General features: G+C 71.4%; 13 protein-coding genes. 10 read left to right on the forward strand and 3 right to left on the reverse strand.

Features of this window, described 5'->3' with window-relative positions; all coding sequences use genetic code 11:
- From ACIBVQ_RS38620 to ACIBVQ_RS38630, 3 genes are read right to left on the reverse strand one after another with little or no spacing between them, the layout of a single operon-like run.
- A complete protein-coding gene (locus ACIBVQ_RS38620) occupies positions 1-1,314 on the reverse strand; it encodes a phosphotransferase (RefSeq protein WP_399183816.1) in 1,314 nt (437 codons plus the stop codon).
- Positions 1,315-1,318: 4 nt separating this feature from the next.
- Positions 1,319-3,022, reverse strand: a complete 1,704-nt coding sequence (gene treS, locus ACIBVQ_RS38625) for a maltose alpha-D-glucosyltransferase (RefSeq protein WP_352015185.1) — start codon at positions 3,020-3,022, stop codon at positions 1,319-1,321.
- Positions 3,023-3,065: 43 nt separating this feature from the next.
- Positions 3,066-5,153: an alpha-1,4-glucan--maltose-1-phosphate maltosyltransferase gene (locus ACIBVQ_RS38630; protein WP_399183819.1), complete on the reverse strand. Its 2,088-nt coding sequence runs from the start codon at positions 5,151-5,153 to the stop codon at positions 3,066-3,068.
- Positions 5,154-5,519: 366 nt separating this feature from the next.
- Here ACIBVQ_RS38630 and glgP point away from each other — a divergent pair, with 366 nt between their 5' ends.
- The 10 genes from glgP to ACIBVQ_RS38680 all read left to right on the forward strand — a co-directional run bounded on the left by glgP (position 5,520) and on the right by ACIBVQ_RS38680 (position 22,368).
- Entirely contained in the window at positions 5,520-8,102 is a 2,583-nt protein-coding gene (gene glgP / locus ACIBVQ_RS38635; protein WP_386187494.1) for an alpha-glucan family phosphorylase, read from the forward strand.
- 730 nt (positions 8,103-8,832) lie between these two features.
- Positions 8,833-10,809, forward strand: coding sequence for a M48 family metalloprotease (locus ACIBVQ_RS38640; RefSeq protein ID WP_399183822.1), 1,977 nt, complete (start codon positions 8,833-8,835; stop codon positions 10,807-10,809).
- A 113-nt stretch (positions 10,810-10,922) separates the two neighbouring features.
- Positions 10,923-13,043 carry a glycogen debranching N-terminal domain-containing protein gene (locus tag ACIBVQ_RS38645; protein ID WP_352015189.1) on the forward strand — a complete coding sequence of 707 codons (2,121 nt, stop codon included), beginning with the start codon at positions 10,923-10,925 and terminating at the stop codon, positions 13,041-13,043.
- A 54-nt stretch (positions 13,044-13,097) separates the two neighbouring features.
- Positions 13,098-14,204, forward strand: coding sequence for a glycosyltransferase family 4 protein (locus tag ACIBVQ_RS38650; RefSeq protein WP_399183824.1), 1,107 nt, complete (start codon positions 13,098-13,100; stop codon positions 14,202-14,204).
- A gap of 52 nt (positions 14,205-14,256) precedes the next feature.
- Positions 14,257-14,610, forward strand: a complete 354-nt coding sequence (locus ACIBVQ_RS38655) for a hypothetical protein (protein WP_399183826.1) — start codon at positions 14,257-14,259, stop codon at positions 14,608-14,610.
- On the forward strand, positions 14,607-15,854 hold the full coding sequence (locus ACIBVQ_RS38660; protein WP_399183828.1) for a DUF6395 domain-containing protein: 1,248 nt from the start codon (positions 14,607-14,609) through the stop codon (positions 15,852-15,854). Before ACIBVQ_RS38655 ends, ACIBVQ_RS38660 begins: the two co-directional genes overlap by 4 nt.
- Positions 15,851-17,440 carry a flavin monoamine oxidase family protein gene (locus ACIBVQ_RS38665; RefSeq protein WP_399183830.1) on the forward strand — a complete coding sequence of 530 codons (1,590 nt, stop codon included), beginning with the start codon at positions 15,851-15,853 and terminating at the stop codon, positions 17,438-17,440. The genes ACIBVQ_RS38660 and ACIBVQ_RS38665 overlap by 4 nt, the downstream gene beginning before the upstream one ends.
- A 49-nt stretch (positions 17,441-17,489) precedes the next feature.
- Positions 17,490-18,008, forward strand: a complete 519-nt coding sequence (locus ACIBVQ_RS38670) for a YbaK/EbsC family protein (RefSeq protein ID WP_399183832.1) — start codon at positions 17,490-17,492, stop codon at positions 18,006-18,008.
- 131 nt (positions 18,009-18,139) lie between these two features.
- Positions 18,140-20,332 (forward strand): protein kinase, encoded by a 2,193-nt coding sequence (locus ACIBVQ_RS38675; protein ID WP_399183834.1) that lies wholly within the window; start codon positions 18,140-18,142, stop codon positions 20,330-20,332.
- Complete coding sequence (locus tag ACIBVQ_RS38680) at positions 20,329-22,368, forward strand: serine/threonine-protein kinase (protein ID WP_399183836.1); 2,040 nt, start codon at positions 20,329-20,331, stop codon at positions 22,366-22,368. The genes ACIBVQ_RS38675 and ACIBVQ_RS38680 overlap by 4 nt, the downstream gene beginning before the upstream one ends.
- The last annotated feature ends 24 nt before the right edge of the window (positions 22,369-22,392 follow it).

The following is a 22,392-nucleotide window of genomic DNA, read 5'->3' on the forward strand; positions in this document are numbered from 1 at the left end:
TCAGCGGTCCGTTTCGAAGGCGGCCATGGGGATGGGCAGCCAGGTGGGGCGGTTACGGGATTCGTAGACGACCTCGTAGACGGCCTTGCTCAGTTCGAGGGCGCGCAGCAGGACGGTGTCCTGGGGGTGCAGCCTGCCGCCGCCTGCCGCGTAGCCGTCGAGGAAGGACGCGCGGTTCAGCGCGGCCCACTCGGCCGCCCTGGGGCGCAGTGCCTCGGCGTCCGGATTGTCGGCGAGCAGGTGGCGGGCCGCGTACTCGAAGGAGCGCAGCATCCCGGCCACGTCGCGTAGCGGGGACGACAGCGCGCGGCGTTCGGCCAGCGGCTGACCGGGCTCGCCCTCGAAGTCGAGGACGACCCAGTCGGTCGTCGTGCGCATCACCTGGCCGAGGTGGTAGTCGCCGTGGACGCGCTGGACGGGCATCTCGGAGACCACGTCGGCCATCCGCTGGTAGGCGTCCTCGACCACCCGCGCGTGCGCGGCCAGCGCGGGCACCTCGGTGATCGCCTGGGCCAGGCGGCGGCGCTGGTCCTCGACCAGTTGCTTGACGTCCTGGGACTCCAGCACTCCGGTGGGGAAGGCGACGGCCAGTTCACGGTGGACCTCGGCGGTCGCCACGCCCAGCCGGTAGGCCTCGGCGCTGAAGTCGCCCCCCGCGTCCTCCGCCGAGGGGTCGAGTGAGGCGTACAGGTCACGGACACTGGCCAGGGCCAGCGACCAGCCGTCGTTCGCGGTCGCGAGGAACTCCTGGGTCATCGCCAGCGTGGTCGTCTCCCCGTCGAGGTCGGTCTCGATCCACCCGTACGGCCGTGCGATGTGCCCGGCGCCGTGGCGGGCCAGGGCGGTGACGATCTCAAGCTCGGGGTTGACCCCGGGGATGAGGCGGCGGAACAGCTTGCAGATGTAGGTCTCGCCGTACACCAGGGAGGTGTTGGACTGCTCGGCGCTCAGCACCAGACTGCGCAGGGAGGTGTCGATCGAGGCGCCCTCCAGATGGCGGAAGCGCAGGGGGCCCAGGTCGCGGCCCTCGGCCATCCCGGTGAGCAGGGGCCCGGTGAGGTCGGGGTTGTAGACGGCGTCGTAGTAGTCGCCGCCGATCCTGGCGTGGCTGTAGCGGCCTGAGGCGTCGCCGTCCGTGCCGAGCAGGAGCTGGTAGCGGTCGTGGTCCCCGGCCTGGCGCACCGAGATGATCAGATGGCGCAGACCGGGGCTCAGCTCGACGTCGGAGTCGACGCCGAGTTCGTCGATCGGGCGCCCCTTACCGGCGAACCATCGCTGATGGGTGATCCAGCCGGAAAGGAGCTCCGTCAACACGGTCTCACGCCTCCTGGGATGTGGGCGGCAGGGTGAACCAGTAGAACCCATGCCCAGGAAGCGTCAAAAGATACGGAAGTTCGCCAATCGGTGGGAACGGAACTCCACCCATCGTCTCCACCGGCACCGATCCCTCGAAACGGCGCAGGTCGAGCTCGACCGGCTGCGGGAACCGCGACAGGTTGTTCACACACAGGATCCGGTCGTCGCCCAGCTCACGCACGTAGGCCAGGACGCTCGGGTTGGAGGAGTTCAGCTCGGTGTAGGCGCCCAGGCCGAAGACCGGGTGACGCTTGCGGATGTCGATCATGCGCTTGGTCCAGTGCAGGAGGGAGCCGGAGCTCTTCTGCTGGGCCTCGACGTTGATCGCCTGGTAGCCGTAGATGGGGTCCATGATGATCGGCAGGTACAGCCTGCCGGGGTCGCAGCTGGAGAAGCCGGCGTTGCGGTCGGGACTCCACTGCATCGGGGTGCGCACCCCGTCACGGTCGCCGAGCCAGATGTTGTCGCCCATGCCGATCTCGTCGCCGTAGTAGAGCACCGGCGAGCCGGGCAGCGACAGCAGCAACGCGGTGAACAGCTCGATCTGGTTGCGGTCGTTGTCCAGCAGCGGCGCCAGGCGGCGCCGGATGCCGACGTTGGCCCGCATCCGGGGGTCCTTGGCGTACTCGGCGTACATGTAGTCACGCTCGTCGTCGGTGACCATCTCCAGCGTCAGCTCGTCGTGGTTGCGCAGGAAGATGCCCCACTGGCAGTTCTCCGGGATCTTCGGCGTCTGGGCCAGGATCTCCGAGATGGGGTAGCGCGACTCGCGCCGCACGGCCATGAAGATGCGCGGCATGAGCGGGAAGTGGAAGGCCATGTGGCACTCGTCGCCACCGGTCGCGGGGTCGCCGAAGTACTCGACCACGTCCGCGGGCCACTGGTTGGCCTCGGCCAGCAGCACCCGGTCCGGGTAGAGCCGGTCGACCTCGGCCCTGATCCGCTTGAGGTAGGAGTGGGTCCTGGGCAGGTTCTCGCAGTTGGTGCCGTCCTGCTCGAACAGGTACGGCACCGCGTCGAGCCGGAAGCCGTCGATGCCGAGGTCGAGCCAGAACCGCAGCACTTCGAGCATCGCGTCCTGCACGTCCGGGTTCTCGTAGTTGAGGTCCGGCTGGTGGGAGAAGAAGCGGTGCCAGTAGTACTGCTGCCGGACCGGGTCGTAGGTCCAGTTCGAGGTTTCGGTGTCGACGAAGATGATCCGGGCGTCCTTGTAGAGCTCGTCGTCGTCGTTCCAGACGTAGAAGTCGCCGAAGGGGCCCTGCGGGTCGTGCCGGGACGCCTGGAACCAGGGGTGGGCGTCACTGGTGTGGTTCATCACCAGGTCGGCGACGACCCGCATGCCGCGCTTGTGGGCCTCGTCCACGAGCTTCACGAAGTCTCCCAGGTCCCCGAACTCGGGCAGGATCTTCATGAAGTCCGCGATGTCGTAGCCGCCGTCGCGCAGCGGGGACTCGTACAGGGGCAGCAGCCACAGGCAGTCGACGCCGAGCCACTGGAGATAGTCCAGCCGTTCGATCAGCCCTCGGATGTCTCCGGTGCCGTCTCCGTTGGAGTCGGCGAATCCCCGGATGAGCACCTCGTAGAAGACGGCGCGCTTGAACCAGTACGGGTCGCGCGGCTTCTCCTCGTCGAAGGTGTTCGGAATTGGCTCAGGTACCTGACTCACCAGTGGACTCCCCGCTGTTTGCCGGTATGCGTACCCGGCCGGCTCACCGCTGGTTCGCCGTGGCACGCAGAGTGAAGATGTGTGCTGAGTGGATATAAGGGTCGAGGCGCACGTAGTTGGACTGCCGCCAGTTGTACGACTCGCCGGAGAGTTCGTCGTCGACGACGAACTCGGCGTTCCAGCCGAGACCCAGGGCGGGCATGTCCAGCGAAACCGTCGCCTCGTGGGTGCGGTGCGGATCGAGGTTGACGACAGTCAGGACCACGTCGCCCATGCCGTGCCGTCGTGTGGCCGTATCGTGGGCGCCGGGCAGCCGCTTGGAGAAGCAGACCACGTCCGGATTGTCGACGCTATGGAACCGTAGGTTACGCAATTCCTGGAGCGCCGGGTGTGCTCTGCGCACCAGATTAAGTTGCGTGATCAGTGGAGCCAGGCTACGGCCCTCTCGCTCGGCACTGGCCCAATCGCGAGGTCTGTACTGATATTTCTCGCTATCTAGGTATTCTTCACTACCAGGGCGAACCGGGACATTTTCCGCAAGTTCATAACCCGAGTAAACGCCCCACGTTGGCATGGCCATCGCAGCGATGATGGCTCTAATGCGGAATGCCGCGACTCCCCCGTGTTGCAGGTATTCATGGAGAATGTCCGGAGTATTGACGAACAGGTTGGGCCGCATGAAGCTCGACGACCCGTGCGAGAGTTCGGTGAGATACTCCTCAAGCTCCTGCCGGGAGTTGCGCCAGGTGAAGTACGTGTAGGACTGGTGGAAGCCCACCTTGCCCAGGGCGTGCATCATCGGCGGCCTGGTGAAGGCCTCGGCGAGGAACAGCACGTCCGGGTCGGCCGAGCCGATGTCGGCGATCAGCCGCTCCCAGAACGCGACCGGCTTGGTGTGCGGGTTGTCCACCCGGAAGATCCGTACGCCGTGGTCCATCCACAGCCGGACCACCCGCTTGACCTCGGCGTAGAGGCCCTCGGGGTCCTTGTCGAAGTTCAGCGGATAGATGTCCTGGTACTTCTTCGGCGGGTTCTCCGCGTACGCGATCGAGCCGTCGGCGCGGACGTTGAACCACTCCGGGTGCTCCCTGACCCACGGATGGTCGGGGGCGCACTGCAGGGCCAGGTCGAGCGCGATCTCCATGCCCAGCTCACGGGCCTTGGCCACGAAGGCGTCGAAGTCCTCGAAGGTGCCCAGGTCGGGATGGATGGCGTCGTGGCCGCCCTCCTCGGAGCCGATCGCCCACGGCGAGCCCGGGTCGTACGGCTCCGGCGTCAGGGTGTTGTTGCGGCCCTTGCGGAAGCTGTGCCCGATGGGGTGGATCGGGGGCAGGTAGACGACGTCGAAGCCCATCTTCGCGACGGCGGGCAGCCGGTTCGCGGCAGTCTTGAAATTTCCGGACTTGGGGGCTGCGTCCGGTTCGACGATCGCCCCTTCCGAACGCGGGAAGAACTCATACCACGAGCCGTAGAGCGCCCTGCGGCGATCGACCCTGACGAGCCGCCGCTGGGAGCGGGTCACCAGCTCACGCAGCGGATGCGCCCGCAGCAGCTCCGCCGTCTCCGGCAACTGGGCGACCGCGAAACGGGCCCTGGGGTCGAGCGCCGTGTCACGCAGCTTGGCCGCGACCGCCTGCAACGCGGCCCGGTGCCCGCACACGTGGGCCGACGCGGTCTTCTTCCCGGTCTTGCCCGACTTCTTCTTCGGCTCCTGGCCCGCCGGCGCGCAGTCCGCGGGCCGTACGGCCTTGGCGGCGCGGTCGAAGAGCCGGGCGCCCTCCTCGCACATCAGCTCGGCGTCCAGGTCACGGGGGATCTTGATGCCCGCGTCGTGCAGCCAGGTCGCCATCGGGTCGCCCCACGCCTCGACGCGGAAACTCCACTCACCCTCCGCGGGCAGCGTCACCTCGACGCCCCAGCGGTCGGTGCCCGGCGCGAGCTCGCGCATCGGCAGCAACGGTCCACGCGCGCCGTCGGGGCTCGTCAGCACGACGCCCGCGGCGACCGCGTCGTGGCCCTCACGGAACACGACGGCGGTGATCTCGAAGGTCTCACCCGCGGCCGCCTTGGCGGGGTAGTTCCCGCACTCGACCGTGGGCTGGATGTCCTGGATGGGAATTCGTCCGATCATCGCGTCTCAAGGTAGCGACGGCACACCCGGTGCCGCCGAAAAAGTCGGCAAGAATAGATCTTCGATTCTCTAAAAGCCCCTGGTCACCGGCTTTGATGCAGGACAATACCCTGCCGTTGCATCGACGGTCGGCCCCCCGGGGGTGGGGCGTCGCGACCCACAGATGCGTGCCCCAATAGTCCATCTTCATGCGCCTAGGTGGAAGAGTGCGGGACCTCTTACTGTTCGGCGAGTTGTTCCCAGGGTGTGGTCTCCCGGTCGATCGACTGCCCTTGGATGTGTTTGGAGCGGATTGATAGTGGTGAGGGGGAGACGCGTGAGTGTCCGGGTCGCCGTCATGGCGCTGAGTAACTAGGGTCTGGCAGCGTGAGAGCAATCCGTAGGTTCACTGTCCGCACCGTCCTTCCCCCGGAGCTGGCCCCCCTCGGCGAGCTTGTCCACAATCTGCGCTGGTCGTGGCACCCCGAAACACTCGATCTGTTCGCCGAGGTCGATCCGGCGACCTGGGAACGCGTCGGTCACGACCCGGTCGCGCTGCTCGGCGCCGTCGAGGCGAGCCGCCTGCGTGAGCTGGCCGCCGACCGCCGCTTCCTCCGGCGGGTCGCCGACGCCGCCGACGACCTCCACGAGTACATGACCGCGCCCCGGTGGTACCAGACCCTCGCCGAGGCACCGCGGGCCATCGCCTACTTCTCCCCCGAGTACGGCATCGCCGCCGCGCTGCCGCAGTACTCGGGCGGTCTGGGCATCCTCGCGGGCGACCACCTCAAGGCGGCCAGCGACCTCGGGGTGCCGATCCTGGCCGTCGGCCTGCTGTACCGCCACGGCTACTTCACCCAGTCGCTCTCCCCCGAGGGGTGGCAGCTGGAGCACTACCCCTCGCTCGATCCGGGCGGCCTGCCGCTGACCCTGCTCAAGGAGCGGGACGGCACCCCGGTCCGGGTCACGGTCAGCCTGCCGGAACAGCGTCCTCTGCACGCCCAGGTGTGGGTGGCCCAGGTCGGCCGGGTCCCGCTGCTGCTGCTCGACTCCGACGTCGCGGAGAACGACAATGCCGCCCGCGACGTCACCGACCGCCTGTACGGCGGCGGCACCGACCACCGCCTGCTCCAGGAACTGCTGCTGGGCATCGGCGGCGTGCGCGCGATCCGGGCCTACTGCCGGGTCGGCGACCACCCCGAGCCCGAGGTCTTCCACACCAACGAGGGGCACGCGGGCTTCCTCGGCCTTGAGCGCATCCGCGAGCTGACCGAGGCCAGGCTCTCCTTCGACGAGGCCCTGGAGGCCGTCAGGGCGGGCACGGTCTTCACCACCCACACCCCGGTCCCCGCCGGGATCGACCGCTTCCCGGCCGAGATGATCGCCCGCCAGTTCGGCGGCGACAACGCCTGGCCAACGGTCCCCGTCGAGCGCATCCTCGAACTCGGTGCCGAGGACGAACCGGGCAAGTTCAACATGGCCGCGATGGGCATGCGCCTGGCCCAGCGGGTCAACGGCGTGTCCGAGCTGCACGGCGAGGTCAGCCGGGAGATGTTCCGCGGCCTGTGGCCCGGCTTCGACGCCGACGACATCCCGATCGGGTCCATCACCAACGGTGTGCACGCGCCCACCTGGGTCGGCCGCGAGATCATGGAACTCGCGGGCAGGGAACTGCCCACCCTGGTCGAGCGCGCCCAGGGCTGGGAGGGCGTCAACAAGATCTCCGACGTGGACGTCTGGGGGATCAGGAACAGGCTCAGGGCCCGCCTGGTCAACGCGGCCAGGGAACGGCTGCGCAGGTCCTGGCTGGCCAGGGGCGCCTCCCGGGCCGAACTCGGCTGGATCGAGGACGCCCTCGACCCCAACGTGCTGACCATCGGCTTCGCGCGCAGGGTGCCCTCGTACAAGCGGCTCACCCTGATGCTGAACGACCAGGAACGCCTGCGCGAACTGCTGCTCAACCCGGAGAAGCCGGTCCAGATCGTGATCGCGGGCAAGGCCCATCCGGCGGACGAGGGCGGCAAGAAACTCATCCAGCAGATCGTGCGCTTCGCCGACAGCGAGGACGTACGGCACCGCATCGTCTTCCTGCCCGACTACGACATGGCCCTGGGCCAGCTCCTCGTGCAGGGCTGTGACGTGTGGATGAACAACCCGCTGCGTCCCCTTGAGGCCTGCGGGACCTCCGGGATGAAGGCCGCGCTGAACGGCGGGCTCAACCTGTCCATCCGCGACGGCTGGTGGGACGAGTGGTTCGACGGCACGAACGGCTGGGCCGTGCCCACCGCGGACGGGGTCGCCGACCCCGACCGCCGCGACGAGCTTGAGGCGCACGCGCTCTACGACCTGATCGACCACGAGGTGGCCGACCGGTTCTACGACAGGGCCTCCGACGGCCTGCCGCTGCGCTGGCTGGAGATGGTCAGGCACACCCTGACCTCGCTCGGGCCCAAGGTCCTGGCGGGCCGGATGCTCCGCGACTACGTGATCGGCCTGTACGCCCCGGCGGCCGGGTCGGCCCGCGCCCTGTCCGCGGACGGCTACGAGCCCGCCAGGCACTTCGCCGCCTGGAAGCTCCGGGTCCACCAGGCCTGGCCGGGGGTCCGGGTCGAGCACGTCGAGGCGACCAACCTGGGGGACACCCCCGAGGTAGGCGCCTCCCTCGAACTGCGGGCGGCCATCGCCCTCGGTGAGCTGCAGCCGTCCGACATCCGGGTCCAGGCCGCCTACGGGCTGGTCGGCCAGCACGACGAGATGGTCGGCCCGTCCTACGCCGACCTGACCCTGGAGACGGAGGCCGACGACGGCAAGGCCGTCTACAGCGGCACGATCCCGCTCGACCGCACCGGCTCCTTCGGATACACCGTCCGGGTCGTGCCGGACCACCCGCTGGTGGCCACGCCCGCCGAACTCGGCCTGATCGCCGTCCCCGAGGAACCGGTCGGCATGACCAACGGCACCCTGCGCTGACCCCGGCGTAACGCCGTCCCCGGCTGTCCCCGACCGGCCTCGTCCGGCCGGGGATCGCCGAAGTCCGGAAATCCGTCTTTCCCTCCGCAACGCCGCAGCCTGCTGCTTTACTGGCATTACCGGTGTTCGTGGCCCACCGGGCCGCCGCCCGCTCCGGCGGGCGCGGCCGGGCGGGCCCGCGCACCGCTGTGGTTCAGGTCGACTCCGGCCAAGATCTCTCACTGTCGAGACCCTCTCGGAGCACGGGGCCTGCGCAGGGCGCGCCGGCCGTCGGAACACCTCGGCGATGAGCGATCGGTCGTCCCCGCCTTGCTCGCGGGCTCGGTCAGGCCGGTGTTCTCGGTGGTTCTGTACCGCATGCGTTCGACCGGCGGGAGTCAGGCGCGCGGCCAGGTCACGGTGGTACGGGCACGGGCTGGTGAGGAGCCCGTGCCCATCGGCCACAGGGCGGGCGAGGGGACGCTCATCAGGTGTCTCCATGGTGTCTCCGCGTCCGGCCTCCGGCGGAGGGGCGAACGATGACGGAACGGGACGTCGCACGACAGGAAGACACACGGGCACCTGACAGGGCGGACGGGTTCGGGGGGTTCCACCACCTGACGTTCGCGGGTGTGTCCACCGGAGGCCTCCTCCCGCGCGGGGCGTGGGAGCGGCTGAGGAAGAAGGGGACCTGCCTCGACCGGGTCCGCCATGCCATCGGGACGGCGGCGGACCGGGGAAGGGGGCTGCCGTGATCGCGGTGCGCGCGCTGCTGGCGCTCGGACTGCTCGCGGGCCCCTGCCTGCTGGGCCTGGTCCTCGTCCTGCTCGACGCGGGCGTCCTCGTCCTGTTCGTGTGGGACGCGCCCGCGCTGGGCAGGCCGTCGCGGGCGGGGACGGTGACGGCGGCGCTCACCGCGATCCCGGCGCTGTGGATCCTGCGCCGCCTGTTCGTCACCGGGGCCGGGGTGCGGCCCGCCCCCGATGGCGTCCTGGTCACCCCCGGCCAGGCGCCCGAGCTGTGGGCCGTGGTCACGGAACTGGCCGGGCGGCTCGGCACCCGCCCGCCCGCGACCCTGCGGCTGACCGCGGAGGTGGACGCCGAGCTGACGGAGGAGACGAGGTTGCTCGGCCTCGTCGGGGGCAGACGGCACCTGCGCCTCGGACTGCCGCTGCTGGCCGGGCTGACGGCCGACGAGCTGCGCGCGGTGCTCTGCCACGAACTGGGTCACCACGCCCCCACCGGGCTCGGCGCGGTCGTCTACCGGGGGCACCTGGCGCTGCGTGCCGTCCTCGACCGGCTCGAACGCCCCCGCACCCCGGACCCCGCCGCGCGCGGCGTCCCGGTCTCCTGGATCCGGTGGCCGCTTTCCGGCTACGCGAGGCTGTACCTCTGGGTCTCCTCCGCCGTCAACCGGCGGCAGGAACTCCAGGCGGACGCGGCTGCGGCGAGGGCCGTCGAGGCCACGGGAGCCGCAGGAGGCACGGGAGGCACAGGAGGCACGGGAGGCACGGTCGCGGCGGAGGCGCTGTGGCGGACCCTGGTGGTGCTGCCGGTGGCGTGGGGCGAGTTCCGTGACCGGTATCTCGACCCCATGTACGCCAGGGGCTACCTGCCCGACGACCCGCCGGCGGTGTTCGCCGCCATGCTCGCCTCGTCCGGCTACCGGGCCGCGATCGAGGGGATGGAACACGCGACGCCGTCCCGGCGGACCTCGCGTCACGACCCCCACCCCAGTGTGGAACGGCGCATGCGGGCCCTGGGCGGGCGCCGGGAACCCGCGGGCCGGGGCCGTACCACCGCCCTGGAGGCCGGGTTCGAGGTGAGGCCGGGGACCGTACGGCACTGCCTGTTCCCCGGGGAGCGGGAGAGGCGGGCCGTACTGCCCTGGCAGGAGTGGGTCGGGCTGACCATGGAGACCCTGGCGACGGAGCCGGTGCGGGGCCTGGTCCGGGCCGCCCGCAGGGTCGGCGGCACCGCGCGGCCCGCGCTGGAGACCGTCCTCGACCTGCTGGCCGACGGCCGGGCGGGACGGCTCGCCGCCTGCCTCGGCCCTCAGGAGGAGCGGAGCGGGAAGGAGACGGCCGGGAGCCTGGCCCGGCTGGAGACCGCGCTGTTCGCGCTGGTCGGCCAGGCCCTGGTGGTGCGGGGGCGGGCCAACTGGGAGACGACATGGACCGGGCCGAGCCGCCTGGCCTGGAGCGAACGGGGCCGGGCGGTCGCGGCGGGCGTCACCGTCGGGGAGATCCACTCCCTGGTGGCGGCGGCCGTCCTCGGCGGCGCCCCCGAGGTGAGGCGGCTGCGGCTGCGGCTTGCCGCGCTCGGGGTCGACCCCGGGACCTGGCTCGGCCACGACGCCGAGGGGACACCCCAGGCGGAGGAGCCCGTCGCGACGGCGGGCGCCCCGGTGGCCGTGGGCGTGGAGAGGGCGCGCAGGAGCCGCAGGAGGCTCACGCTCCGTCTGGCGGGCGCCGCGCTGATCGGCATCCTGTTCCTGGTGACCGCCGTGTCGTCGGTTTCGGACACCCCGGAGGAGCCGGAGGACTCCGAACCCGCGGGGGTGTTCGTCACGCCGTGGCGGGAGATCATCCCCGCTCAGCCGTCGCTGTCCCCCCACGTCCCGCCGGAGACGCCGCGCCCGAGCCCCGGCCCCGGCATGGTCCGGCGCCTGCACGAACTCCTGGAGCAGGAGTTCGCCAGGCGTCACGAAGACGGCACCAAACGGTAGTCCATCTCCCGGCGACACGCCTGTGAACAGGCAAGACACGCCATGGAAGCGTTCTTTCCCCCGGGGAGGAGGGAATGGGGCAGGAAACGAGGACGTGGACCCCGGAGAGTGCATTGAACGCCTGGACGTTCGAAGGACAGCCCGGAGCACTGGGCGACACCACGGTGACCCTGGTCGAGGGGGGCTCCTTCTGCGTGTGCTCGCGGAGCGGGGACATCATCCAGGGAGGGCCGCAGGGGGTCTACCACGCCGACACCCGGCTGCTGTCCCGCTGGGAGCTGCGGGTGGACGAGTCGCCCGTCGAGCCGCTCAGGGTGCTGGCGGGCGAGCCGTACCACGCGACGTTCGTGGGCAGGGCGGCGCCGCGTCCCGGACGGGTCGAGAGCAGTCTGCTGGTGATCAGGGACCGCTACGTCGGCGGCGGCCTGCGGGAGGACCTGATCCTGCGCAACCTGTCCGACGAACCCGCCGGGTGTGTGCTCGACGTGCACGTCTCCTCCGACGTGGCCGACCTGTTCGAGGTGAAGGCGGGCCGGATCAGGCACGTGACGGACGTGGAGATGACGGCGGACAGGTCGGGGCTGCTGATCTTCTCAGCCACCAGGTCGCGCGGGACGCGGGTGGTCACCGACCCTCCGCCGTTCGCCGTGCCCGGCGTGCTCATCTTCAGGGTCGTCGTGCCCGCGCGCGGCGAGTGGAAGGCGACGTTCCAGGTCAACCCGATCCTGGAGGGGGAGGAGTCACCGGCCTGGTTCTCCACCCACCACCCGCTCGAACACGCCGAGCCCGCCAGGCGCCGCGCCGACTGGGAGCGGCTCAGCCCCTCCTTCACCACGAGCAACCGCGCCCTGGCCCACGTGATCCACCGTTCGAGGGAGGACCTGGGGGCGCTGCGGCTCTTCGAACCGGACCGGCCGGAGGAGCCGCCGACGATCGCGGCGGGCGCGCCCTGGTTCATGACGCTGTTCGGCCGTGACTCGCTGCTGACCTCGTGGATGGCGTTGCCGCTCGACCAGTCGCTCGCGCTGGGCACCCTGCGCCGCCTGGCCAGGCTCCAGGGCAAGGTGGACGACCCGCTCACCGAGGAGGAACCGGGCAAGATCCTGCACGAGCTGCGGTTCGGCGTGCAGACCGGCGCCTCGCCGCACGGTGGTCACGCCTACTACGGCTCGGTCGACTCCACCCCGCTCTTCGTGATGCTCCTGGGCGAACTGCGCAGGTGGGGGGTGCACCAGCAGGCCGTCGAGGAGCTCATGCCGTACGCGGACGACGCCCTCGACTGGATCGTCAGGTGCGCCGACCCGTTCCTCTCCTACCAGCGCAAGACCGACCACGGCCTGGTCAACCAGGGCTGGAAGGACTCCTTCGACGGCGTCAACTTCGCCGACGGCACCCTGGCCCGCGCCCCCATCGCCCTGGCCGAGGTGCAGGGCTACGTCTACGCCGCCTACATCGCCCGCGCCCACTTCGCCCACGAGGTGGGTGACATCGAACTGGAGAAGGAGTGGAACGCCCGCGCGACCCGGATCAGGGACGCCTTCAACGAGCGTTTCTGGCTGGCCGACCGGGGCTACTACGCCATCGGGCTCGACCACGCGGGACGGCCCATCGACAGCCTCGCCTCCAACATGGGGCACTGCCTGTGGACGGGCATCATCGACGAGGACCGGGCCGCCTCCGTGGCCGAGCACCTGCTCTCCCCGGAGATGTTCACCGGGTACGGCGTGCGCACCCTGGCCTCCAACATGGGCGCCTACAACCCGATGAGCTACCACAACGGCTCCGTGTGGCCGCACGACAACGCCCTGATCGCGGCCGGTCTGATGCGCTACGGCTTCGCCGAGGAGGCCAAGCGGATCACCTTCGGCCTTCTCGACGCGGCCGAGGTCTTCGGCTGGCGGCTGCCCGAGCTGTTCTGCGGCTTCGGCCGCTCCGAATTCTCCTGGCCGGTGCCGTACCCCACCTCCTGCTCGCCGCAGGCGTGGGCGGCGGCGGCCCCCATCCACCTGGTGCGCACCCTGATGCGCCTGGACCCGTGGATCCCCCGGGGCCGGGTGTGGGTCGACCCGGTCGGGCTGGGCAAGCTGCGGATCACCGGGCTCCCCCTGGACGACTCCCGTGTCACCGTCGACGTCGACGGCTCGGAGGTGTCCGTCACCGGCCTCTCCGAAGGCGTCACCCTGATCAACGAGCCGCGCCGCCCGACGGCGGCCGCCCTGCGCTACGCCCCCTGAGGTTCCACTCAAGTCGGATTCCGGCGGGCCGGACGGCCGTAGGTGAGGTTGAGAATGATCGCCACAACCGCTGTTTCCCGACGACGCGACGCGATGCGCGTCGTCATGGTCGCGCCCCCCTGGTACGACGTCCCGCCCCTGGGCTACGGGGGCATCGAGGCGATGCTCGCCGAGCTGGTCTCCGGGCTGTCCCGCAGGGGGCACGACGTCACCCTGATCGGGGCGGGCAGGGCGCGGACGGGGGCCAGGTTCCTGCCCACCTACGACCCGGCGCCCTCGGAGCGGATCGGCGAGCCGATGCCCGAGGTGCTGCACGCGGCCAAGGCGTACGCGCTGGCCCTGGACATCGACGCCGACATCGTCCACGACCACTCGCTGGCCGGGCCGCTGAGCGCGGCGGCCAGGGCGGTGCCGACGCTGGTCACCTGCCACGGGGAGATCGAGGGCGAGCTGGGCGAGTACTACCGGGTGCTCGGCCCGGCCGTGTCGATGGTCGCGATCTCCGAGGCGCAACGGCGGCTGGCCCCCGACCTCAACTGGGCCGGGGTGGTCCACAACGCCGTCGAGACGGCCTCCTTCCCCTTCCAGGAGCGCAAGGAGGACTGGGTGCTGTGGCTGGGCAGGCTCAACGCGGACAAGGGGGCGCACATCGCCATCGACGTGGCCAGGGAGGCGGGCCGCAGGATCGTGCTGGCGGGCAAGCTCACCGAGCCCGCGGAACACGACTACTTCGAGCGGGAGATCAAGCCGAGACTCGGCCCCGACGCCGAGTACGTCGGGCAGGCCGACGCCGCCCGCAAGCGGGAACTGCTGGCCGCGGCCCGCTGCCTGCTCTTCCCCATCCTGTGGGAGGAGCCGTTCGGCATGGTCATGATCGAGTCCATGGCCTGCGGCACCCCCGTCGTCGCCCTGAAACGGGGGGCGGTTCCCGAGGTGGTCGCCGACGGCGTCACCGGATTCGTCAGGGAGGAGGCCGAGGAACTCGCCGAGGCCGTCGAGGCGGCCGGCGGGCTGGACCCGCACGCCTGCCGGGCCCACGTCGCGGGCAACTTCGACGTCGAGGTCATGACCGCCGGGTACGAGCGGATCTACCGGCAGGTCATCGCCGCCCCGGGAGAACCCGCCGGAGGAACCAGGGATCTGGCGCTGCCCGTCACCTGAAGCGTCGAAGAGCGTCCTGGTAGATCGTGTTTTGCCGGTATCGTGCCGGGTTATGGTGCGCTTAAGGAAGCGCGCGCTGCTGCCCGCATGGCTGCGGCGCGCGGTGCTCGGCTGGTTCGACGCGCGGTACATCTCCAGGGCCGACCACCGGCAGGACATCAAGGACGCGCTCTGGGAGGTCCAGACGCTGGGCCGGGAGGTCACCGCGCTGCGGGCCGAGGTCGACAGGCTCAGGGCACAGGTGGCCAAGGCCACCCCGGAACAGGCGCAGGTGCGGCGCTGGGACGACGCGCACCGGCTGGCGCAGGAGACCGCGGCCGCCATGGAGCACGTCCTGCAGAACGAGGTCCTGCTCTGGCAGGCCGCCGACCAGGCGCTGGGCCGCCGTGGGGTGGGTGCTCCATGAGGGTGACCTGGACCACCGAGGGCGACGTCATGCGCCTGGCCTTCCGGCTGGACGCCGAGGACGAGATCACCGGCCTCTGCGCCGACGGCCAGCCGTTGAGGATGGCCACGAACTCCTGCCGGGTCGAGCTGCCGCGCACTCCCGGCGAGGTCCACCCCGACCTGCGGGCGCTGGCGGCCTGGACGATCGTCGCGCCGTGGACGCGCCGTACGGTCACCTTCGACGAGCCGATCTCACCGGTTCTGGCCGAGGCCCTCGCCGACGGCTGGGGGGTCGAGGCGGGGCCGGTCGGCGGGACGCCGCGCTCGGGGAGCAGGCTCGCGGTCTCCTACAGCGGCGGCGCGGACTCGGTCGCCGTGGCCGCGATGCTGCCCGAGGCGCCGTTCGTGCACTTCCAGCGGGTCTCCCACCCGCGCGTGCCCAACCGCTGGACCCACTACCGCTCCGACGTCCTGGCCCGCCTCGCCGAGAAGACGGGCAGGGAGCTGACCGTGGTCCGCTCCGACCTGGAGTTCACCCTCGCCGAGCCCCGCCCCGGTTATCCCGAGCACCACGCGGTGGCCGCCGGGGCGCTGCTGCTGGCCGACGAACTCGACCTGGGCGGTCTCGCCTTCGGCTACGAGCTGGGGTCGCGCTGGCTCGGGGGGGACCGCTACCTGCTCAGATACACCCCCGACAACCCGATGTGGGCGCCGCACGGCGCCTGGGGCAGGGCGTTCGCCGCCGTCGGGGTGCACATCGTGCTCCCGGTCGGCGGGGTGAGCGAGGCGGTCACCATGCGCCTGGCCCTGAACTCCTCCCTGCGCGAGCAGGTCCGCTGGTGCCTTCGGGGCGTCGAGGGACCCTGCGGGACCTGCGGGAAGTGCCTCTACAAGGAGCTCATCCAGGCCGCCGTGGAACGCCGCCCGCTGCGCACCGCGGTCGGCCCCAAGCGCCCCGTCGCCCGCAAGTGGCAGGAGCCCCCGCCGTACGGCGGGCAGGAGATGATCGAGTACGGCTGCGCCAGGGTCCCCGGCGTCGAGGGCACCGTCTTCGGCAGGGCCGCCGGGTTCCTCGGCGCGACCGAGGCCTCGACCGCCTGGCTCGACCGCTGCTACCCCCCGGCCGTCGAGGAGATCCCCGAGCCGTGGCGCAAACAGGTCCACGACTTCATGGCGGCCGAGGTGGGCTTCATGAGTGAGGACGAGGCACGCCGCGTCGAGAGCTGGGGGACGACCCGGGGGACGGCTCAGGGAACACGATGAGCGATCGGGAGGCCCGGGGGCCCCGGGGGACGCTGACCCGCAGGGCGCTGCTGGTCGGCGTCGGGGCCGCGGGCGGGGCGGGCGCCATGTTCGCGGCCATGGGCGCGCTGGGCCTGGCCCCCGGCTCCCACGAGACCCGGCCCGAGGACTACGTCCCGCCCCGGGCCTCCGACTTCTCCCTCAGCGGCAGGGGCGCGGCGAAGGTGGTCGTCCTCGGCGCCGGGGTCGCCGGGCTGACCTGCGCCTACGAGCTGGGCAAGGCGGGCTACGACTGCACCATCCTCGACGCCGCGGACCGGGTCGGCGGGCGGAACCTCACGTTGCGCCGGGGCGACCGGCTGACCGAGAACGGCGGGCAGGCCCAGACGGCGGACTTCCAGGAGGGGACCTACTTCAACGCCGGGCCGGGCCGTATCGCGCCGTGGATGGTCACCATGGACTACTGCCGCGAGCTGGGCGTGCCCATCGAGACGTTCGTCAACAACAACGCCTCCGCCTACGTCTACACCCACGGCATGAAGGCCCCCGTCAGGGCCAGGACCGCCCGCGCCGACATGTACGGCTACGTCGCCGAACTGCTGGCGAAGGCGAGCCACGCGGGCGCGCTCAACCGCAGGCTGACCAGGGACGACAGGGAACGGCTCGGCGAGTTCCTGCGCCGTTTCGGCGACCTGGGCCCCGACCTGTCCTACCGGGGCTCGACCCGCAGGGGCTTCACCGTCTACCCCGGGGTCGACGACGGGGTCCCGCTCGGCGCCCCGGGCTCACTGGCCGAGGTCTTCGCCGCGGGCATGGGCAGGGCGATCACCATGGACTTCGGCTACGACCAGGCCGTGCCCATGTTCCAGCCGGTCGGCGGCATGGACGCGATCGTGACCGCGCTCACCCGCGCGGTCGGCCGGGACCGGATCATGACGGGCGCCCGTGTCACGGGCCTGAAGAACCTGCCCGACGGCGTCGAGGTGACCCACACCGGAGGCACGGTCCGCGCCGACTACTGCGTCGCGACACTGCCGCCGCACCTGATGGCCCGCCTCCCGCACAATCTGGGCGCCCAGGTCACCGCCGCGCTGCGCACCCCGGTCCCGGTCGCCGCCGGGAAGATCGGCCTTGAGTACGGCAGGCGCTGGTGGGAGATCGACGAACGCATCTACGGCGGCGTCACCGAGACGGACCTGGACATCACTCACATCTGGTACCCCTCGCACGGTTACCACTCCGCGTCCGGCCTGATCGTCGGCTACTACAACACCGAGGAGAACGCCGAGCTGTACGGCAGGCTCCCCCACGCCGGGCGCCGGGCCCGCGCGCTCACCCAGGGCAAGAAGATCCACGGCGAGAGGTACCGCGCGGACCTGCGCTCCAGCGTCTCCATCGCCTGGCACAGGCAACCGCACATCGAAGGCGGCTGGGTCCGCTGGCCCTCCTACGAGGGGGCCTTCGCCCTGCTGCGGCGCCCCGCCGGGCGGGTCCACTTCGCCGGAGACTGGCTCACCCACCTGGTGGCCTGGCAGGCGGGGGCGATGGAGTCGGCCAGGCGTGCGGTGACCGAACTGCACACCCGGGTCGTACGGGCCCCGGCCTGATTCGCCGTACAGTCTCAGGAACGACGCGGTGAGTGGTTGGGAGAAGGCTGTGAGGATCGGAACACTTGACTGGGTGCCCGCCGGGGAGCGGCCCGACCTGCTCGCCGAGCCGGTCGCGCGGGCCGTGACCGGGCAGGACGTCGAGGTCGCGGAGATCGACCCGGACCTCGCCGACACGGCGGCCTTCTGCGAGCGTTACGGCGTCGGCATGGGCGAGTCGGCCAACTGCGTGATCGTGGCCGCCAAGCGCGCCGGCGAGGTCCGCTACGCCGCGTGCATGGTGCTCGCCACCACCAGGGCCGACGTCAACGGCGTGGTCAGGCGGCACCTGGACGCCAGGAAGATCTCCTTCGCCCCGCAGGACGACGCCGTCGGCCTGACCGGGATGGAGTACGGCGGCATCACCCCGCTCGGCCTGCCCGAGGACTGGCCGGTGCTGGTGGACGAGGCGGTCGCGGCCCATCCGGGGGTGGTGATCGGCAGCGGTGCGCGCAGGTCGAAGCTGGCGGTCTCCGGCGCCCTGCTGGCCGGTCTGAAGACCGCCCAGGTGATCGGCCTGGCGAACTGACGCCGAAAAGAGATTGAGTGTTACCCCGGTTTGGGAAACCGTGGAGATCTGGCACACGTTATCCCATCAGAGAATATGGCCTGATGGTTCATCTCATGGGCGGGGTTTAAGCCGGTATGGTTTTTCATGCCATGAATCAGGACGACCGACTGGGCCCGTACCGACTGCTCCGGCGGCTCGGTGAAGGCGGCATGGGCGTTGTCCACCTCGCGGCCGACCCCCACGGGCGGCAGGTCGCGGTGAAGGTCCTGCGCTCGGAGGTCGCGGGCGACGACGTGGCCCGCCGCAGGCTCTCTCGCGAGGTCGAGACCATGCGGCGGGTGCGCAGCGAGCACATCGCCGAGGTCCTCGACGCCGACGTGACAGGACACCGCCCCTACATCGTGACCCGCTACGTGCCGGGTCAGCCGTTGGACGACCATGTCAAGCAGGAAGGTCCGATGGACCTGCCCGCGCTGCTCAAGGTCGCCTACGGGGTGGCCTCCGCGCTGGCGTCCGTGCACTCCGTCGGGGTGATCCACCGCGACCTCAAGCCCGGCAACGTGCTCATCCTGAACGGCAGGCCGGTCCTCATCGACTTCGGCATCGCGCAGGCCGTGGACGCGACCCGGCTGACCCAGACCGGCATGTTCATCGGCACGCCCGGCTACCTCGCGCCCGAGATCATCGAGGGGCACGAGGCGGGACCCGAGGTGGACGTGCACGCCTGGGCGGGCACGATGGTCTTCGCGGCCACCGGCCAGCCGCCCTTCGGCAAGGGCACGCTGGAGATGATCTTCTACAACATCACCGCGGGCCGGGCGAACGTGGACGCGGTCCCCGAGGCGCTGCGGCCCGTGCTGCGCGCCGCCCTCCAGCGCGACCCCGCCAGGCGTCCCAGGGCGGCGGAGCTCGCCGCCCAGATCGAACGGCTGATGTCGGCCTCCGGACGTCCCAGCCCGCCGGACGAGGTGCCCACGGTCACCGGCTTCGAGGGCCGCACGACGGACCTCGGGCAGCCGACCGGGCCGTACGTGCCGACGGGACTCGGCGCCACTCCCGGTGGCGCTCCGGGCGTGGCCCCCGGCCAGGCGACGGGTCAGGCGACGGGGCCCTACGTGCCCACCGGCCCGGGTTTCCGGTCCGGTCCCGTCGCGGACCCCGGGCAGCCGACCGGACCCTACGTGCCCACGGGCCTGGGTTCCCGCCCCGGTGACGTCGCGGCGCCCGGCCGTACGGGGGAGCGAACCGACCCCGGTGACGTGCCGACCCCGGTCGCCTCGCGTCCCGGCACGTCCATGCCGTGGCCGCCCGCCCCGGTCTCGACGCCGCCCGACTACGTCTCGCTGCTCGGCGAGCAGCAGCAGGGGCCCGACCCGTGGCCGACCCGCAGGGTGACGCCGGAGGAACTGCGTCAGGCGGCCGCCCAGCCGGTCTCGCAGCCGATGCCGCAGCAGGCCTTCCAGGAGCAGCCGGGGACGAGGGGCCTGCCGGCGAGGCCCGGTGGCGACGGCGACATCCCGACCCAGCGGGTCCGGCCCCACGAGCTCGAACAACTGCGCAACCAGGCGCAGCGGCAGTACCCCCAGGGGCAGGCGGCCTTCGAGCGGGCTCCCCAGCCGGGCGGGCACCCCGCGCATCCGGGCGCCGCGGGCCCGCAGCCCTATCAGGCGACACGGGTGCAGTCCTACCCGCCCGCCGAGGAACGCCAGGAGTGGCGTGCCACCGCCTCCTCCGCTCCGCGGGGCTCCGCGGTTTACGGCGTCGCGAGCGCGCTGCTGATGGTCGCCGTGACGGCTGTCGCCGTCCTGGCGCCCGTTCTGACCGCCGTCGTCGCCATCCCGCTGGTGATCCTGCTGCGCGCCGCCGACATCGCCCAGCCCGAGTTCAACGGCCGCAGGCAGGCTTCCGAGGGGGCCGCCGACGTCCTGCGGGTGCTCGGCAGGCCCGCCGCCCTGGCGAAGTCCGCAGGCATCACCCTCGCGCTCGTGCCGTACGGCCTCATCCTCGGCCTGCCGGTGACGTTGCTGCTGTCGGTGCTGGTCAGGAGCCTGCCGCAGACCGCCGCGCTCAGCTGGGGTGCGGCTGTGGCGCTGTGGACGATCTGCGCAGGTCCTGGAGTCGAGGGCCCCAGGAGGCAGATGCGACGTACGCTGGCATCACTGCTGCCTTCGCGCGGCGCGGCCACGGCCGTGGCCGCGGTGCTGGGAGCGGTCGCCGCACTGGCGCTCCTGTTCGCGATCGGCACCTTCAGGGGAGGGACGTCGCGGGTGCAATGGGCGCCGGTCGACGTCGGAACGGTGGTGGGGGAACTGCGCAATCTACGGGACAGGGCGACACGATGACGACGGGAGAGACGCAGGCACCGGAGCGGCTCGGGCCGTACCGGCTGCTCAGGCAGATCGGCGAGGGCGGCATGGGGGTCGTCCACCTGGGGCTCGACGAGGACGGCCGCGAGGTGGCGGTCAAGGTCCTGCACCCGCACGTCGCGGCCGACCTCAAGGCCCGCGACCGGCTCACCCGCGAGGTCGAGACCATGCGGCGGGTGCGCAGCGCGCAGGTGGCCGAGGTGCTCGACGCCGAGCTGACCGGCGCGCAGCCGTACATCGTGACCCGCTTCGCGCCGGGCCGCACGCTTGAGGAGATCGTCCTCGCGGAGGGGCCGCTGGCCCCGCGCGAGGTCATCAAGCTCGCCCGCGGCCTGTGCGCGGCGCTGGTGGCGATCCACGCGGCCGACGTCGTGCACCGTGACCTCAAGCCGTCGAACGTGATGATGGTCGACGGAGAGCCGCTGGTCATCGACTTCGGCATCGCGCACCTGGTCAACGCGACCCGGCTGACCCAGACCGGCATGTTCGTCGGCACGCCCGGCTATCTCGCCCCGGAGATCATCAGGGACTCCGAGATCACCCAGGCCGCCGACGTGCACGCGCTGGCCTCGACGGTCTTCTTCGGCGCGACCGGCAAGCCGCCGTTCGGCACCGGGAGCTTCGAGGTCGTCTGCTTCAACATCATGGAGGGCCGGGCCAACGTCGACCAGGCCCCGGTCTGGCTGCGCGGCTGGCTCAGGCAGGCCCTGGCGGTCGACCCCAAGGCCAGGCCGAGCGCGCACGCGCTGCTGCGGATGGCACGCGACCTCGACCCGACGGTCACCGCCTTCCACGAGGCCGCGCCGCCGCAGGCCAACGACGGCGGCACCAGGGTGTTCAGCGCGGACGGCACCCGGGTGCTGGACGGTCCGCCGCCGGTCGTGCCGTCCCCCACCGCGCCGTCTTCCACGTCTTCCGCTTCGTCTTCCACGTCGCCTTCCGCGTCGCGGCCTCAGGTCCCGCCTCCGGCGAACGGCACCAGGGCGCTGCCGCAGGACGGGACCTACTCCGACCTGCTGCCCCCGGTCGAGTACGCCAAGCCGGAGCGGCGCGAGCGCAGGCCGCGTGAGGAGCCGCCCGAGCACCAGGCCGGGCGTTCCACGGCCGGGTCGCCGCCGCCGTACGTCCCGGCCACACCGCCGCCGCCCTACGTGCCGGCTCCGCTCTCCGTGCAGCGCAGGGTCGCGCCGCCGCCCCCCTACCCCGACCAGCGGGTCGCCGGATACCCGGCGCCGCAGCCGGTGGGGCAGGGCGCGCCGTTCGCCCCGCCCCAGCACGAGCCCAGGCCGTACGTCCCGCCGCCCGCGCCGCAGCCCCTGCCCGGGGAGCAGCGTCCCCGCTACCGCACCGGGCATCCGCTGGCCGCGGCGCTGCTGCTGGCGATCCTGGTCGGCCTGGCCTGCGTGCTGCCCGTGGTGGTGAGCGCCTTCGCGCTGGTCGCCGTGCTCTGCCTGCGGGTCGGGGAGTACCTCTTCGGAGACCTGGCCCAGCGTCGCTCCGTGCGCGGCAACAGCGCCGCCGACCCGCTGCTCGCGCTGGTCGGCACCCCGTGGGCGTTGATCAAGGCGTTCCTCGCGACGCTGGTCACGGCTCCGCTGGCCGCGATGTTCGGCATGTGCGTCTGGGGCGCGCTGACGTTCATCGGGCACATGAAGACCGACCCGGCGGCGGCCTACGCGGCCGGGGCGTTCGTGGCGGGGCTGTTCGTGCTGCCCGGCGGGGGCAAGCCGCGCAGAGCGGTCTCCCGCGCTCTGACCGGGGTGATCCGCAGCCCGGGGGCGGCGATGGTGACCACGATCATCCTGGGCACGCTCGCGTTCTTCGTGGTGATGGGCGCGCTGACGCTGATCCCGTCCTTCGTCCCGTGGGACCAGCCGTCGAGCGTCGTCAAGCAGGTGACGCGGGCCTGGCAGGTCAAGGTGGAGAACGGGCAGATGGGAGCGATCGACCTCGTCCGAGGCCTGTTCAACGACCTGATGGACAGCCTCGGCCTCGGGTTCGTCTCCTTCTAGACGGAGGGTCCAAGCCGCCGGGAT

It is taken from the genome of Streptosporangium sp. NPDC049376, from assembly GCF_044466505.1.
Lineage (GTDB): Bacteria > Actinomycetota > Actinomycetes > Streptosporangiales > Streptosporangiaceae > Streptosporangium.